At 43.9% G+C, this 16709-nt stretch carries 9 protein-coding genes, 2 tRNA genes and 1 riboswitch; of the genes, 6 read left to right on the forward strand and 5 right to left on the reverse strand.

Annotation, left to right across the window (positions count from 1 at the left end; genetic code table 11):
- Positions 1–125: 125 nt before the first annotated feature.
- The gene (locus tag AB6D07_RS06860) at positions 126–683 is read right to left on the reverse strand and encodes a single-stranded DNA-binding protein (RefSeq protein WP_009847868.1); all 558 of its coding nucleotides are present in this window, start codon (positions 681–683) and stop codon (positions 126–128) included.
- 277 nt (positions 684–960) lie between these two features.
- Here AB6D07_RS06860 and AB6D07_RS06865 point away from each other — a divergent pair, with 277 nt between their 5' ends.
- From AB6D07_RS06865 to AB6D07_RS06880, 4 genes are all read left to right on the forward strand, one after another.
- Entirely contained in the window at positions 961–1608 is a 648-nt protein-coding gene (locus AB6D07_RS06865; RefSeq protein ID WP_029222919.1) for a LuxR C-terminal-related transcriptional regulator, read from the forward strand.
- A 154-nt stretch (positions 1609–1762) separates the two neighbouring features.
- Complete coding sequence (gene galU, locus AB6D07_RS06870) at positions 1763–2635, forward strand: UTP--glucose-1-phosphate uridylyltransferase GalU (RefSeq protein ID WP_017101387.1); 873 nt, start codon at positions 1763–1765, stop codon at positions 2633–2635.
- A gap of 150 nt (positions 2636–2785) precedes the next feature.
- Entirely contained in the window at positions 2786–5617 is a 2832-nt protein-coding gene (gene uvrA / locus AB6D07_RS06875; RefSeq protein WP_017102907.1) for an excinuclease ABC subunit UvrA, read from the forward strand.
- Positions 5618–5713: 96 nt separating this feature from the next.
- A complete protein-coding gene (locus AB6D07_RS06880; RefSeq protein WP_017102906.1) occupies positions 5714–7477 on the forward strand; it encodes a PglL family O-oligosaccharyltransferase in 1764 nt (587 codons plus the stop codon).
- Between the two features lie 104 nt (positions 7478–7581).
- On the opposite strand, the gene AB6D07_RS06885 is transcribed toward AB6D07_RS06880, so the two are convergent.
- Positions 7582–8721 carry an alanine--glyoxylate aminotransferase family protein gene (locus AB6D07_RS06885; RefSeq protein ID WP_017102905.1) on the reverse strand — a complete coding sequence of 380 codons (1140 nt, stop codon included), beginning with the start codon at positions 8719–8721 and terminating at the stop codon, positions 7582–7584.
- A 176-nt stretch (positions 8722–8897) separates the two neighbouring features.
- Positions 8898–9075: riboswitch (Lysine riboswitch) on the forward strand.
- 109 nt (positions 9076–9184) lie between these two features.
- Here AB6D07_RS06885 and lysC point away from each other — a divergent pair.
- The gene (lysC, locus tag AB6D07_RS06890; RefSeq protein ID WP_017102904.1) at positions 9185–10552 is read left to right on the forward strand and encodes a lysine-sensitive aspartokinase 3; all 1368 of its coding nucleotides are present in this window, start codon (positions 9185–9187) and stop codon (positions 10550–10552) included.
- A 115-nt stretch (positions 10553–10667) separates the two neighbouring features.
- Here lysC and metH read toward each other — a convergent pair whose 3' ends face one another.
- A complete protein-coding gene (metH, locus tag AB6D07_RS06895; protein WP_017102903.1) occupies positions 10668–14345 on the reverse strand; it encodes a methionine synthase in 3678 nt (1225 codons plus the stop codon).
- A 169-nt stretch (positions 14346–14514) separates the two neighbouring features.
- Here metH and AB6D07_RS06900 point away from each other — a divergent pair, with 169 nt between their 5' ends.
- Positions 14515–15795, forward strand: coding sequence for a sodium:proton antiporter (locus AB6D07_RS06900; RefSeq protein ID WP_017102902.1), 1281 nt, complete (start codon positions 14515–14517; stop codon positions 15793–15795).
- Positions 15796–16430: 635 nt separating this feature from the next.
- Here the strand turns inward: AB6D07_RS06900 and AB6D07_RS06905 are convergent.
- A tRNA-Trp gene (locus AB6D07_RS06905) sits at positions 16431–16507 on the reverse strand.
- Between the two features lie 34 nt (positions 16508–16541).
- Positions 16542–16618, reverse strand: a tRNA-Asp gene (locus AB6D07_RS06910).
- Between the last annotated feature and the right edge of the window lie 91 nt (positions 16619–16709).

Genomic DNA, 16709 nt, shown 5'->3' on the forward strand with positions numbered 1-16709 from the left:
ATTGCTACTTATACTATAAATTGACGTTGTAAATAAAGCGTTAAGAATTGTAGGTAACAAAAAGCCGCGACGAACGCGGCTTCTTCCAATTTAATACTGCTTTTATAATATATTAAAAACAGTCCTCAAAATGGGATGTCATCATCAAAATCCATCGGCGGCTCATTATATTGAGGTTGAGCCTGCTGAGGAGCTTGTTGAGGTGCTTTCGGCTGCTGTTGAGCTGGCGCACTGTATTGTTGCTGCTGTTGTTGTGGCTGCTGTGGCTGACCCCAACTACCTTGCTGTTGGTTGTTACCCATACCACCTTGGGCAGGAGCACCGCCTTGAGCACGACCGCCAAGCATTTGCATTACACCGTTGAAGCCTTGAACAACGACTTCTGTTGTGTAGCGATCTTGACCGCTTTGATCTTGCCATTTACGCGTTTGAAGTTGACCTTCAATGTAAACTTGGGAACCTTTACGTAGGTACTCACCAGCAACTTCCGCCAGCTTGCCAAACAGAGCAACACGGTGCCATTCTGTTTTTTCGCGCTGTTCGCCAGTTGCTTTGTCACGCCATGACTCTGACGTTGCAATGGTAATGTTCGCTACTGCACCGCCATTTGGCATGTAACGAATTTCAGGGTCATTACCTAGGTTACCCACTAATATAACTTTGTTAACTCCACGGCTAGCCATGATTTGCTCCGTCTAAATTCATAGTCTCAGAAAATTTTAGCGCACAAGAATAGCATGCTTTTCTGCTGTGATAAATCGCTTCCTATTCTCACTCCACCACAAAGAATAAAAACGTAACAAATCATGATATTCAGAGCGATGTTGCTTTTTTCTCCACTTACAAACCACTCATTTACTTTGATAATTGATATTCAACGCAAGTCACTATCAAGGCGCTAGAGAAGCGAAAGCCTGCATGACAACGTGGAATCTAATCCCACTCAAACAGGACGTTTCAATGAGAAAATCAAGATACGCTCGCACTTTACACTTTCTGTGCATCGACCCAAACGATACCTATCTACATGTAAAGGAGATAGAAAAGCACTTATCTATTATTCTCTACAAAATGACACCCGACGAATTAATGTTAGTTGATAGAAAGCAGAGTAACCGGATCTTGCTCGTCGATTATAGAGAGGTACCACAACTACTGGTTATTTGTCCTAACCTGACTGTTATGTGGAAAAATCACGAAATCATTTTATTCAATGTCCCCCAGCAACTTCCAACCTCAGAGCTTCTTACCTATGGGGTACTAAAAGGACTCTTTTACAACACTGAACAAAAGGACAAGATTGCTCGTGGTCTTCAAGAAGTGATCGATGGTGACAACTGGCTACCTAGGAAGGTGACTAATCAACTTCTGTTTTATTATCGTAATATGGTCAATACCAATACGACCCCAACCAATGTTGATTTAACTATTCGTGAAATCCAAGTCATTCGCTGCCTTCAATCAGGATCATCAAATACTCAAATAGCCGATGACCTTTTCATTAGCGAATTCACGGTCAAATCCCACCTCTATCAAATATTCCGTAAGTTAGCGGTGAAAAATAGAGTCCAAGCTATTGCATGGGCAAACCAAAACTTGCTTGCATAACCACTCCGCCTCTAATCTGACAATAATTTTGAGGGAAGCTCGAGTAATCATTGGTATTGTTGCTGAAATTTCGACATAACATATGCTAGAGTTGCCCTCAGAAATATCAACAAATCAGTTGAATCAATAATTATTATAGATAAAGGGTCTTATCATGATCAAAAAGTGCCTTTTCCCGGCAGCAGGCTACGGTACACGTTTTTTACCAGCAACTAAGTCAATGCCGAAAGAAATGATGCCTGTAGTAAACAAACCTCTGATTGAATACGGTGTAGAGGAAGCTATCGAAGCCGGTATGGATGGAATGTGCATCGTTACTGGCCGTGGTAAACATTCACTGATGGATCACTTTGATAAGAACTACGAGCTAGAGCACCAAATTAGCGGTACCAATAAAGAAGACTTGCTGATCAATATTCGTGAGACGATTGAAGCAGCAAACTTTACCTACATTCGTCAACGCGAAATGAAAGGTCTAGGCCATGCTATCTTGACTGGTCGTGAACTTGTGGGTGATGAGCCTTTCGCCGTTGTGCTTGCTGATGACCTTTGTGTGAACGAGCAGCAAGGCGTTCTGGCTCAAATGGTTGCGCTATACAAGCAGTTCCGTTGCTCAATCGTTGCAGTACAAGAAGTGCCTGAAAACGAAACTCATAAATACGGTGTTATCTCGGGCGAGATGATCAAAGACGATCTTTTCCGTGTCGATGACATGGTAGAAAAGCCAGAACCAGGTACTGCACCAAGCAACCTAGCGATCATTGGCCGCTACATTCTGACTCCAGATATCTTTGAACTGATCGAGCAGACTGAACCAGGCAAAGGCGGCGAAATCCAAATCACTGATGCATTGCTAAAACAAGCAAGAGCAGGCTGTGTGTTGGCTTACAAATTTAAAGGCCAACGTTTTGATTGCGGTAGTGTTGAAGGTTATATCGAAGCAACAAACTACTGCTTTGAAAATCTATACAAAAAAGACCAAAAGCAAATCGAACTAGGTAAGCACTCGACAAAGAAAGAAGCGTGACAACGGGTTAATAATCAACGTTTAAATTGGTAGAAAGGGTGGCTCTTTGAGTCACCCTTTTTTGTTTACTGTTTTTTTATCCAGTAAAACTTTGCACAAATCTCACTCTATGTAATACTTTAGCCACTTAAAATTACATGGTCTGTTGAGATGGATAAAATAGAAATTAGAGGCGCTCGTACGCATAACCTCAAAGACATTAACCTAACCATACCCCGTGATAAGCTAACGGTTATCACTGGATTATCAGGTTCAGGAAAGTCGTCACTTGCGTTTGATACCCTCTACGCAGAAGGTCAACGTCGTTATGTTGAGTCTCTGTCGGCCTATGCTCGTCAATTTCTATCTCTCATGGAAAAGCCTGATGTCGACCACATCGAAGGTTTATCTCCAGCCATCTCGATAGAACAGAAATCAACTTCTCACAATCCTCGTTCAACGGTTGGCACCATCACTGAAGTCTATGATTACCTAAGACTGCTTTACGCGCGAGTCGGTGAACCACGCTGTCCTGATCACAATACCCCTCTTGCAGCACAAACCATCAGTCAAATGGTCGATAAAGTCTTAGAACTGCCTGCTGGTTCAAAGATGATGCTTTTGGCTCCGATAGTCAAAGAACGTAAAGGTGAGCACGTTAAAACGCTTGAGAACCTAGCGGCTCAAGGCTTTATCCGTGCCCGTATTGATGGCGAGACCTGTGATTTGTCCGATCCACCAACATTGGAACTGCACAAGAAGCACACCATTGAAGTTGTCGTTGATCGCTTTAAGGTTCGCCCAGATCTTCAACAGCGTTTAGCTGAATCGTTTGAGACAACATTAGAGCTCTCTGGCGGTATCGCTGTAGTCGGTTGGATGGATGATAAAGAACAAGAAGAGATCGTGTTCTCGGCTAATTTTGCTTGTCCAAAGTGTGGCTACAGCATGCAAGAACTTGAGCCTCGCCTATTCTCATTCAACAATCCTGCTGGTGCATGTGGTACGTGTGATGGACTTGGTGTTCAACAATATTTTGACCCAACTCGAGTAATTTTAGATGAGAACCTAAGCATTGCAGAAGGTGCGATAAAAGGCTGGGATCAGAAAAATTATTACTATTTCCAAATGCTGACATCGCTATCAGACCATTATGGTTTTGACCTTTATGCTCCGTTCAACTCTTTACCAAAGAAAACTCAAGAGATCATCCTCAAGGGCTCTGGTAGAACTGAAGTTGAATTCAAATACATCAATGATCGTGGTGATATCCGAGTCAAGCGTCACCCCTTTGAAGGTATTTTAAATACGCTGGAACGCCGTTACCGCGACACTGAATCTAGCGCGGTGCGTGAAGATCTTGCCAAGTACATATCAACGAAATCATGCTCTAGCTGTGATGGTACACGCTTAAGATTAGAAGCTCGAAATGTCTTTATTGGCGATACCACACTGCCAGAAATCGTTCAGCTCAGTATTGCTGACGCACTACAATTTTTCCAAGAGTTGAAGTTAGACGGCCAGCGTGGACAAATTGCTGATAAAGTGATGAAAGAGATCAATGATCGTCTGCATTTTTTGGTGAACGTTGGTTTGAATTACCTGAACCTATCACGCAGTGCAGAAACACTGTCAGGTGGTGAAGCGCAAAGAATTCGTCTAGCAAGTCAAATTGGAGCCGGTTTAGTGGGTGTTATGTATGTGCTGGATGAACCATCGATTGGCCTCCACCAGCGTGATAATGAACGTCTACTACAAACTCTGGTTCACCTAAGAAACTTAGGAAATACCGTACTTGTTGTTGAGCATGACGAAGATGCGATTCGTTGCGCTGACCATGTTATCGATATAGGTCCAGGCGCAGGTGTTCATGGTGGTCACGTGGTGGCAGAAGGTACCATGCAAGACATCATCGAAAATCCGAACTCTTTAACAGGGCAATACCTGAGCGGCGCCAAAGAAATTGCGGTACCAAAACAAAGAACGCCTATCAACAAGAAAAAGGTCGTCGAGATCGTTGGCGCGAAAGGAAACAACCTAAAGAATGTCACTGCGACAATCCCTGTAGGCTTGTTCAGCTGTATTACGGGGGTATCGGGGTCAGGAAAATCAACACTAATCAATGACACCTTCTTTAAAGTTGCTCACACTCAATTAAACGGTGCAACCACTGCGGTTCCGGCACAGCACAAAAAGATAAAAGGCTTAGAGCATTTCGACAAAGTGATCGATATTGATCAAAGCCCTATCGGTCGCACCCCTAGATCAAACCCTGCAACCTACACTGGTATTTTCACGCCAATTCGTGAGTTATTTGCAGGTACCCAAGAATCACGATCTCGTGGCTACAAGCCAGGTCGATTCAGTTTTAACGTTCGTGGTGGTCGCTGTGAAGCGTGTCAGGGAGACGGTGTCATCAAAGTAGAGATGCATTTCTTGCCAGATGTGTATGTACCGTGTGATGTGTGTAAAGGTAAGCGTTATAACCGTGAGACTCTAGAGGTCCGCTACAAGGGTAAAACCATTGACGAAGTTCTAGAGATGACTGTCGAAGATGCTCGTGAATACTTCAACCCGGTACCCGTTATCGCTCGTAAGCTGCAAACCCTAATGGATGTTGGCCTTTCCTACATTCGCCTCGGACAAGCAGCGACAACCTTATCTGGTGGTGAAGCGCAACGCGTTAAATTAGCGCGTGAATTGTCTAAAAGAGACACGGGAAAAACCTTATACATTCTCGATGAGCCAACAACAGGCCTACATTTCCACGATATCCAGCAACTGTTAACGGTATTACATAGATTACGTGATCACGGTAATACGGTTGTCGTGATTGAGCACAACCTCGATGTCGTCAAAACAGCAGACTGGATCTTAGATCTTGGCCCTGAAGGTGGTCAAGGGGGCGGGGAAATTGTTGCAGAAGGTACACCTGAAGATGTGGCGTTAGTCGAAGGTTCGCACACTGCTCGCTTCCTTAAGCCTATGTTAAATTTGAAGTAGGTGTAAAATAGCGCCCTGCGAGTAGACAGAAAAATGTTAAAGTAACAGAGCTTGTTTCAGAAGGAACAAGCTCTGTTTTTATAAGGTTAGGGATTTATGGCAACAATACATACTAGCGGTACCCAGCTAGAAAATCAGAGAACTCAGCTTCCGCTTAACAAGGCATTCCTTGCCTCTCTAGCTATTGTATTCTTAATAGCCATGCATTTTTTCATGCCCAATCCTGGAGGCTCAGGCCTTGCTTTATCCTTTAATCCAACCACTTGGTTAGCTCTTAGCTTTACGTTGGCGATTGGCTTCTACCAGCTTGCCACTAACCGAACACTCAAATATTCAAAGTTAACCGTTGGCTTTCTGATAAGCTGCATCATACTCACACTGCCGATTTTATACAGCAATGCCGCCCCTCAAGGAGCATCAGGGCGCTTACTTGGATTGTGGGCGGGCTTTGCATTATTCGTCGTGCTACAACAATTTAAGTTCAGCAATAAGCACAAGCAGCGCATGTTGTGGTTCATTGTGCTTGCTGTGGTTATACAGGCACTATTTGGCTATGTGCAATATTTCCTATTAGAACCTGGCAACCTATTTGGCTACAACACTGCTGCAAACCGACCATATGGGATATTCCAACAACCGAATGTAATGGCAAGCTTTCTTGCTACTGGTTTTGTGCTGTCAGCGTATCTTTTAGCAAGGCAACCAACTAAATATAATCACCAAATTAGCGAGTCGCTTCTACTTTATTTAACACCAGCCTTAACCGTACCTTTGCTGATCATCATCGCATCACGTACCGGATGGTTGGCTGCCGTCATTGGATTTGTATGCATTCTGCCTTATCTATACAAGTTCTCGACCAAGAAACGCTTCTACGGGTGGTGTGCATCAGTGCTCGTCGGTATCGTCGTCGCTTTTTCGGTTATCAGCCTTAGTGCAACTGATAGCCTCGCAAGTAAAAGGACGAACTTAGAAAGTCCACGAGCTTATACCTTTCCACAAGCGCTCGATATGATGATCGAAAAACCATTTACCGGTTATGGCTACGGAAAGTTCGAATCCGAATACACGCTATACACAGCCCGCCAACATCAACTTAACTCAAATTATCATCCCGGCCTTCCTGCAATGGATCACCCACACAATGAGTTCCTGTTTTGGGGGGTTGAAGGCGGAATAGTAACAATCATCGGGATCTTGATTGCTGCAGTGTTGGTGATGTCACGCATAGCAAGCTCAGCGAAAGGAACACGTCTAGCACTGCTCGCACTATTTATACCGATACTCTTACATTCTCAGCTTGAGTATCCTTTTTACCACTCGGCGATTCACTGGATAACCTTTATCATTTTGATTTACTGGGTCGACCAACGGGCTTCTCGCCACTATCAGCAGCCGTTTAGTATCGTCAGTAAAACCCTATTCAGAGTGTCGAGCTTAGTCGTTCCTATCTTGGTGAGTTTTTACATGCTGAGTGCCTTACACACCAATTATGTGCTCACTAAATTTGAAATGTCTAAGCCGAAAAACCCAGATATTCTTAAGCAGGTAACGAACCCCGTAGTATGGAAAGATCGCTATGATTGGGACGTGTACAGTACCTTTCTAAATATCGGCCTCTACAAAGCCGATCCTAGCCTGATCCAGCCTTATATAGAGTGGTCGTTAGAGATCATAAAGAGTAAGCCAAGGCCTGCTTTCTACAGCAACCTGATTCTCGCGTATCAAGGCTTGGGCGATCACAGCAAAGCAGAACAAATTCGCAGTGAAGCGAGCTTCTTGTTCCCAAATCGAGACTTTTCAAAGGTTCAGTATAAGAAAGTATCACAAGAAGAAGATAACCTGTCGTCTACTGAGTGATGTTTAGCTCTCAGAACTAAAGCACCATTTCTGATCTTTCGGTTAGGCACAAAAAAGCGCACGATCTCTCGTGCGCTTTTCTTTTAAACTTCAATTTATTAGCATTATGTTAAAACATCTTGCAACGCTTTTAAGCACAAAGCGACATTCTCTTTTCGAGCGCCATAACCCATTAAACCAATACGCCAAGCCTTCCCAGCCAGAGAGCCCAACCCAGCACCGATTTCAAGATTATACTCTTCTAACAGCTGCGTTCTTATTTTGGCTTCATCAATCCCTTCAGGGAAGTAAAGCGCATTCAATTGAGGTAAGCGACTCTCTTCAGCAACCACAAATTCCAACCCCAAAGCTTCTACGCCAGCTTTAAGTTCTTGGTGCATCGCATAGTGACGAGACCACGCATTGTCTAGGCCTTCATTTTTCAATAAAACCAACGACTCATGCAGAGCATATAGGCTGTTCACAGGCGCAGTGTGGTGATAGCTACGCTTACCTTGTCCACTCCAATAACCTAATATCAAGCTCTGATCCAAGAACCAGCTTTGTACGGGAGCTTGACGTGCTTTCATTTTATCGACAGCACGTTGAGAGAACGTCACGGGAGATAAACCAGGTACACAAGACAGACACTTCTGACTGCCTGAATAAACCGCATCGAGTTGCCATTCATCAACCAACAATGGCACACCACCTAATGATGTCACCGCATCCACAATCGACAATGCATCAAACTGACGAGCTACTGCTGAAATAGCTTGAGCATCCGATAACGCGCCAGTAGACGTCTCGGCATGCACAAATGCGACAGCAACAGCATCGGGGTTTTCTGCCAATGCCTTTTCTACCTTTTCAACTGAAACGGGCTTACCCCACTCGTCATCAACAAGGATGGCTTCACCACCGCAGCGAACAACATTCTCGCGCATACGCTCACCAAAAACACCGTTACGACAAACAATGACCTTTTCACCAGGCTCAATCAAATTAACAAAACAGGTTTCCATGCCCGCACTGCCTGGAGCAGAAACGGCAATCGTAAATTCGTTTTCCGTCTGAAAAGCGTATTTGAGAAGTTGTTTAAGCTCATCCATCATCGCAATAAATAGCGGGTCAAGGTGACCAATGGTTGGACGGCTTAAGGCCTGTAAAACTTGAGGAGAAATGTCTGAAGGCCCCGGCCCCATTAACGTTCGGTGTGGCGGATAAAAGCTATCGATAGCAGCAGTGAGTGTTAAATTAGACATGTACATCCCTTACGTTAATGTTGTGAACAATCCACCCTAAAGCAAATTGATTACCTCAGCAATTAGCCATAAGTATTGAGGTCAAACCAGTGTCACATAATTGTTAAAATTATTTTTCAATTATCTCACGTTACGGATTGACATTATTTGCGCAAACACGTTCAATGAAATGGCTATCTAGCAGAAGAGGAGCACTGCCCAGGCAGGTGTTTTGTGGAACCGCATTTCCAATACAAAACATTCATGGGGAGCAGTGCCGAGATAATAAAAGGATGCAGGACCTTTATTATCGGTTGAGCGGGCTGAATCCCGTTAACTGTCGCCATTTCTATATGGTGAAGAGCTTCTGAGGTTACTATTCTAATAATTCCTCTCTTTTTTGCTCTAAAACTCTCTTCGAAAAACATCGGACGTTGGATTACCCAACAGTAATTTTATTTTAGGAAATCGTGGGAGATATATCGTGAGTGCATCTAATGTAGCTGGTTCTTTTAATGTCGCTAAGTTTGGTGGAACAAGTGTTGCCAACTTTGAAGCAATGAGCCGTTGTGCTGCCATTATTGAAAACAACTCAAATACGAAACTGGTCGTGAGTAGCGCATGCTCTGGCGTGACTAACCTGCTTGTTGAACTCGCGAATGGTGTTCAAGATAAAACTCGTCGCCAAGAACTAGTGACACAGTTAACCGATATTCATAATACGATTCTTGCTCAGCTAGCTGACCCAATTAGCATTGAAAAAGAAGTTCACTGTATTCTGGATGACATTGCGAGCGCTGCAGAGGCCGCATCATTCCAAACCAGTACCAAACTCACCGATCACCTAGTGGCATGTGGTGAACTGATGTCGACACATATTCTGACTCAGATCATTCGTGAACGTGGGACACCCGCTGTTCGTTTTGATATCAGAGAAGTGATGCGCACCAATGATGACTTCGGTAAAGCAGAACCACAATTAAAGGATATTGCAGCTTTAGCACAGCAGAAATTGATTCCACTATGCCAACAGCAAGTTGTCGTTACCCAAGGCTTTATCGGTGCCGATAGCGAAGGTAACACCACAACGTTAGGTCGCGGCGGCAGTGATTACTCTGCTGCACTAATTGCCGAGTCAGTACAAGCGATTGGTTTAGAGATCTGGACTGATGTTCCAGGCATCTACACCACAGATCCACGCATCGCACCGAAAGCATCCCCTATCCCAGAGATCAGCTTCAGTGAAGCCTCTGAGATGGCAAATTTTGGTGCGAAGATATTACACCCTTCGACTCTGGTTCCTGCACTACGCCATCAAATCCCGGTTTTTGTCGGCTCATCAAAAGCGCCAGAGCTCGGTGGAACATGGATTCGTCAACAAGTTGAAAGCTCTCCTCTGTTCAGAGCGCTTGCCCTACGCTGCAACCAAACCATGGTTACGCTACGCAGCGCTAACATGTTCCATGCCTATGGTTTTTTGGCTAAGGTATTCGAGATCCTGGCTAAACATAAGATCTCAGTCGATCTTATCACTACCTCAGAGATCAGTGTCTCACTTACTCTCGATCAAACCGATACCTCTGGTGGTGCTCCTGAGTTACCAGAAGCCGCTCGCCTTGAGCTTGAAGAGTTGTGTTCCGTAGATATTGAGCACGACCTATGCCTCGTTGCTCTTATTGGTAACAACATGAGCGAAAGCAAAGGCTATGCAAAGCAGGTATTCGGCACTCTAGAAGATTTCAACCTACGTATGATTTGTTACGGAGCAAGCCCACACAACCTATGCTTCTTGCTAGATGAATCTGTGTCTAAGTTGGCGATTCAAAAACTTCATCAAGAGTTATTTGAGTAGATAGTCCGTTTATCATCGACAGATAAATAACTAAATTACAGATACAAAAAGGGTTGCTATTAAGCAACCCTTTCTCTTTTTTACGTTACGAATCAAAGCTCGTTATAGATTCAAACTAGTTAATGTTTGGGCCTAACCACTTCTCAGCTTCCAACATATCCCAACCTTTACGGTCGGCATAGCTATCCACTTGATCCTGTTGAATCTGTGCAATTGCAAAGTATCGGGCATCAGGATGTGAAAAATACATACCAGACACTGAAGCACCAGGCCACATCGCGTAGCTCGTGGTTAGTGACATGTCGATCGCTTTTTCAACATCCATCAACTCCCACAACGTTCCTTTTTCTGTATGTTCTGGGCAAGCAGGGTAACCTGGAGCTGGACGAATACCTTGGTACTTCTCACGAATCAAATCGTCATTAGACAGCTCCTCATCCGGCGAGTAGCCCCAAATGTCCTTTCTCACTTCTTTATGCAGGTATTCAGCGAACGCTTCAGCCAATCGGTCAGCAACCGCCTGAATCATAATCGCGTTGTAGTCATCACCGTTGGCTTTGTATTCATCAGCAAGCTCACGCTCGCCGATACCACCAGTCACTGCAAAGCCACCAATCCAGTCCGCTTTACCGCTATCTTTCGGCGCAATGTAATCAGACAAACAGTAGTTAAAACCTTTTGGCTTCTCGGTTTGCTGACGAAGGTTGTGTAAAACCTTTAACACTTCAGTACGAGATTCATCGGTATACACTTCGATATCATCGCCAACGCTGTTGGCAGGGAACATCGCACACATCCCACGAGCTTCAAGTAACTTCTCTTTCTGTACTCGATCCAATAAATCGTTGGCATCTTTGAATAAGCGTTTCGCTTCCTCGCCCACTTCTTCATGATTAAGAATTGCAGGGTATTTACCGACCAATGACCATGTCATAAAGAATGGAGTCCAGTCGATGTACTGACGCAAAGTTGCCACATCAAAATCATTAAAGATGTGAACTCCCGGTTTAGCGGGTGCCGGTGGCGTGTAAGCATCCCAATCGATAGCGACTTTATTAGCACGTGCTCTTTCAAGAGTGACCGGTTTAGTACGAGGCTTCTTACGATTATGCTGATCGCGAACGCGATCGTAATCAATATCCAACTTCTCAACAAATGCAGGTTTCAATTCGTTAGATAGCAACGAAGTACACACACCCACCGCACGTGAAGCATTGTTTACGTAGACCACAGGCTCGGAGTAGTTCTGTTCAATCTTAACGGCTGTATGCGCTTTAGATGTGGTTGCTCCACCGATGAGAAGAGGCAGTTTAAAACCTTGTCTTTCCATTTCTTTCGCAACATGCACCATCTCATCCAGGGAAGGAGTGATCAAACCCGAAAGGCCAATGATATCGACGTTTTCTTCCTTAGCGACCTTAAGGATTTTTTCACATGAAACCATCACGCCTAAATCGATAATTTCGTAGTTATTACACTGCAAGACAACGCCCACAATATTTTTGCCAATATCGTGAACATCGCCTTTTACGGTCGCAAGTAAGATTTTTCCGTTAGTTGCACCTACGTCTTTGGTTGCATTGATAAATGGCTCTAAATGGGCTACCGCTTGCTTCATAACACGTGCAGATTTCACCACTTGAGGAAGGAACATCTTACCTTCACCAAAGAGGTCACCAACCACATTCATACCATCCATTAATGGGCCTTCTATCACCTCGATAGGGCGAGAGGCATTAACACGAGCTTCTTCGGTATCTTCAACAATAAAGTCGGTAATACCTTTAACTAAAGAATGCTCTAAGCGTTTTTCTACTGGCCAGGTACGCCACTCTAAAGCAGATTTATCTTCAACCTTTCCAACTGCACGCTCTAGATATTCAGTTGCGATATCTAGCAAGCGCTCAGTGGAATCATCTCGGCGGTTTAGAACCACATCTTCAACGGCTTCACGTAAATCCTCAGGGACATTATCGTAAATCTCTAATTGCCCAGCATTTACGATGCCCATATCCATACCGTTTTTAAAGCAGTGGTATAGGAATACTGCGTGGATAGCCTCACGAACGTAGTTATTACCTCGGAATGAGAACGAAACATTCGATACACCACCAGAAATCATCGCATGAGGTAAGTCTCGTTTGATGTCCCCTACAGCTTCAATGAAATCGACCGCATAGTTGTTATGCTCATCAATACCTGTCGCCACAGCAAAAATGTTCGGGTCAAAAATAATATCTTCAGGTGGGAAGCCCACTTCATCAACCAGAATATTGTAGGCATTAGTACAAATCTCAACCTTACGCTCTCGAGTATCAGCTTGGCCAACTTCATCGAACGCCATCACGATAACGGCAGCACCATATCGGCGAACCAGTTTCGCTTGTTCGACAAACTTCTCTTTCCCTTCCTTCAATGAGATCGAGTTAACGATCCCTTTACCCTGAATACATTTCAGACCCGCTTCGATAACTTCCCATTTTGAAGAGTCGACCATGACTGGCACTTTCGAGATCTCAGGTTCAGAAGCACATAGATTAAGGAATTTAACCATACACGCTTCAGCGTCTAGCATCCCTTCATCCATGTTGATATCGATAATTTGAGCGCCGTTCTCAACTTGCTCTCGAGCCACACTCAAAGCTTCATCATATAGCTCTTCTTTGATAAGGCGCTTAAAGCGAGCAGAGCCCGTAACGTTAGTTCGCTCACCCACGTTAACAAATAGAGATTCCTTGGATATCGTCAATGGCTCTAAACCAGAGAGACGACAAGAGACGGGTAAATCTGGTAATTGGCGCGGTGTTACACCTTCAACAACTTCTGCCATTTGGCGTATATGTTCTGGCGTCGTACCACAACAACCACCAATTAAGTTCAAGAAACCACTTTCAGCCCATTCCTTGACGTGTTCAGCCATATCTTCGGGAGAAAGGTCATACTCACCAAATGCATTAGGTAAACCCGCGTTAGGGTGTGCAGAAACATGACATTCGGAGATACGAGACATTTCACCGACATATTCGCGTAATTCATCTGGGCCTAATGCACAGTTCAATCCAAATGAGATAGGTTTTACATGACGAAGGGCATTATAGAATGCTTCTGTTGTTTGTCCGGAAAGCGTCCGACCAGATGCATCTGTGATAGTACCGGAGATCATAACCGGTAAAATGATACCCATTTCTTCAAAGACAGATTCAACCGCAAAAGCACACGCTTTCGCGTTTAACGTATCGAAGATAGTTTCAATAAGAATTAAGTCTGAACCGCCCTTGATAAGCGCACGAGTCGATTCAGAGTAAGCCTCAACAAGTTCATCAAAGCTAACATTACGATAGCCCGGGTCATTAACATCTGGGGAGAGAGAACAAGTTCGGTTAGTTGGACCTAACACACCCGCCACGAAACGGGGTTTATCAGGAGTCTTCACTGTCCATTCATCTGCTGCTTCACGAGCCAACTTAGCAGCAGCATAGTTAATTTCTTCGCTAAGACTTTCCATATCATAGTCGGCCATAGCGATGGTTGTAGCGTTAAAGGTATTGGTCTCGAGGATATCAGCACCGGCTTCCAAATACTCCATATGGATATCTTTGATAAGCTTAGGCTGCGTAAGTACCATAAGGTCATTGTTACCTTTTAAGTCACTATGCCAATCAGCAAATCGCTCACCGCGATAGTCTTGCTCTTCCAATTTATAATCCTGAATCATGGTACCCATGCCACCATCAATCAGTAAAATTCGTTGCTTCAACAGAGCGTCAATCTTTTGCCTTACATTACTTCCCACGATACAACCTCATTCCTTTAATTATCTCTCCATCCTATCACACATTCGAAAGGAGTCTAGACGTCTAAAACGTAAAGTAAATGACCAAGTCATGACAAAAAAATGTTTGCTATTTGAGCATGAGAGAACGAGAATTAATATTCATATTTTGTTACATATTGGAATCCCAATGTCGGTCTATTACACCTTATGCTTCTTGTCCGCTGCAGCCATGCTTATTGCTTTCGTTAATACCAAAATTGGTAAAATGCAGACAACCATCGCCATCACAGCTGGCTCAATGATGCTATCTCTATTGATTATCATTGCGGGACAAAACAATTGGTTCCAATTGGCTGACATCGCCTCAGAAACCGTTGCCAGTATCAACTTTGAAGACTTCCTCCTAAAAGGAATACTGGGATTCTTACTTTTTGCAGGTGGTTTGGGAATTAAGTTACCTAATCTAAAAGATCAGAAATGGGAAATAACGGTACTCGCTCTTGGTGCTACACTATTTTCGACATTCTTTATTGGCTTTGTACTTTATGGGTTCTGTCAATTTATCGGTATTCAATTTGACCTAATTTATTGCTTACTGTTTGGTTCTCTAATATCTCCAACCGATCCAATAGCTGTATTAGCAATAGTGAAGAAGCTCGATGCTCCCAGACGAATCTCTACTCAAATCGAGGGAGAATCTCTATTCAACGATGGTTTTGGCCTAGTTATCTTCGTAACCCTATTTACCATTGCGTTCGGCACAGAAGCTCCGACTGTAGGTAGCGTGACCATGTTATTCGTCCAAGAGGCTATTGGCGGTATCGTCTACGGATTTGTTCTAGGTTTGATATTCCACTATCTAATCAGCAACACAGATGACCACTCGATGGAGTTGCTATTAACCATCGGTATTCCTACAGCTGGTTATGCTTTTGCAGAGGTTCTGCATGTATCTGGACCATTAGCAATGGTGGTATCTGGTATCATGATAGGCAACTGGACACGCTTCATCGGATTTTCTAAGGAAAGTGAGGATCACCTAGACCATTTCTGGGAATTAATAGATGAGTTCTTAAATGGCGTACTATTCTTATTGATTGGTATGTCTATGCTGCTATTCAAGTTCCACCAAGAAGATTGGATTTTGATGGCGTTCGCAGTCCCTCTAGTATTGAGTGCACGCTATCTAAGTGTTTTCTTGTCTTATATTGGATTTAAACGCTTTAGAACTTACAACCCATGGTCGACTAAGATTCTAACTTGGGGTGGTCTACGCGGAGGCTTAGCTCTAGCTATGGCACTTTCAATCCCTTCAGGTATCTGGGTGATTGAAGACAAAGCAATAGATGTTAAAGAGATAATCCTCGTTATGACCTATGCTGTTGTTGTGTTCTCTATTCTGGTTCAAGGATCAACAATCACTCCAATGATAGAAAAAGCGAAACAAGCTGAGAAAGAGCTAGATTAACATCTAAATAGATCAACCAAGGCCGCCTACTGTAGGTGGCTTTTTTTATACCTAGTGAAAGTCAGCTCCACCGATTTCCTTACTAGAACGCTAGCTGAAGGAACATAGAACTTACCTTGGGTAGTTGATGCACTGTTATTGGAGTATTCAAAAGCCTTAACGCGGGGTGAACATTAAATTTGGGCAAAACTCTTTCAGGGAGTTAAGCCACACAGATAACTCATTCTCATGCGCACTCGCGAGTCTACCTAATAAACCATTCTCAAGTTTTATAAGCATAAATCGAAAGGCTTGAACCTTTCACCTGAAAGCTGAAATAACGAGACTTAACGTATCGTTGCTATAGCATTAGTTATTTATTAGCAGAACTACAGAGCAAAATGAGTGTTGAGCAGATAGATATAGCTAAAGGAGTACTTGGGGCTTTTAGCGTTACTTCTAAAGATGACAGGAATAATAAAGACTCTAGCATTTCTGCCGGAACGCGCAGTCTAGATCCTTAGATATGCTAGGAGTGGAGGCTTAGACTCCCGCGTGCGCTGTTTTGGTAAGTCGGGAGTCCGCAGCTCCACCTACGTTGTATATTATATTCAGAAAGCAAAAAGGCTCTAGCATTTCTGCTAGAGCCTTAAATATGGCAGGGGTGGAGAGATTCGAACTCCCAACACGCGGATTTGGAATCCGCTGCTCTGCCAATTGGAGCTACACCCCTATTTCAGTTTTAAAGAGCTGAATCTCTGAATAAGTGGCGGAGTGGACGGGACTCGAACCCGCGACCCCCGGCGTGACAGGCCGGTATTCTAACCAACTGAACTACCACTCCGCAGTGGAATACTTGTCGTCGCTGACAAGTGTTCAAATTTAAAGCCTGGCGATGTCCTACTCTCACATGGGGAAACCCCACACTACCATCG

It is taken from the genome of Vibrio sp. 10N.239.312.C11, from assembly GCF_041466065.1.
GTDB lineage: Bacteria > Pseudomonadota > Gammaproteobacteria > Enterobacterales > Vibrionaceae > Vibrio > Vibrio tasmaniensis_A.

Bases quoted from the DNA above. Each gene is read 5' to 3' on its own strand.
- uvrA (WP_017102907.1), top strand. From the start codon at position 2,786: ATGGATAAAATAGAAATTAGAGGCGCTCGTACGCATAACCTCAAAGAC.
- AB6D07_RS06900 (WP_017102902.1), top strand. From the start codon at position 14,515: ATGTCGGTCTATTACACCTTATGCTTCTTGTCCGCTGCAGCCATGCTT.
- AB6D07_RS06865 (WP_029222919.1), top strand. From the start codon at position 961: ATGAGAAAATCAAGATACGCTCGCACTTTACACTTTCTGTGCATCGAC.
- AB6D07_RS06860 (WP_009847868.1), bottom strand. From the start codon at position 683: ATGGCTAGCCGTGGAGTTAACAAAGTTATATTAGTGGGTAACCTAGGT.
- AB6D07_RS06880 (WP_017102906.1), top strand. From the start codon at position 5,714: ATGGCAACAATACATACTAGCGGTACCCAGCTAGAAAATCAGAGAACT.
- galU (WP_017101387.1), top strand. From the start codon at position 1,763: ATGATCAAAAAGTGCCTTTTCCCGGCAGCAGGCTACGGTACACGTTTT.
- AB6D07_RS06885 (WP_017102905.1), bottom strand. From the start codon at position 8,721: ATGTCTAATTTAACACTCACTGCTGCTATCGATAGCTTTTATCCGCCA.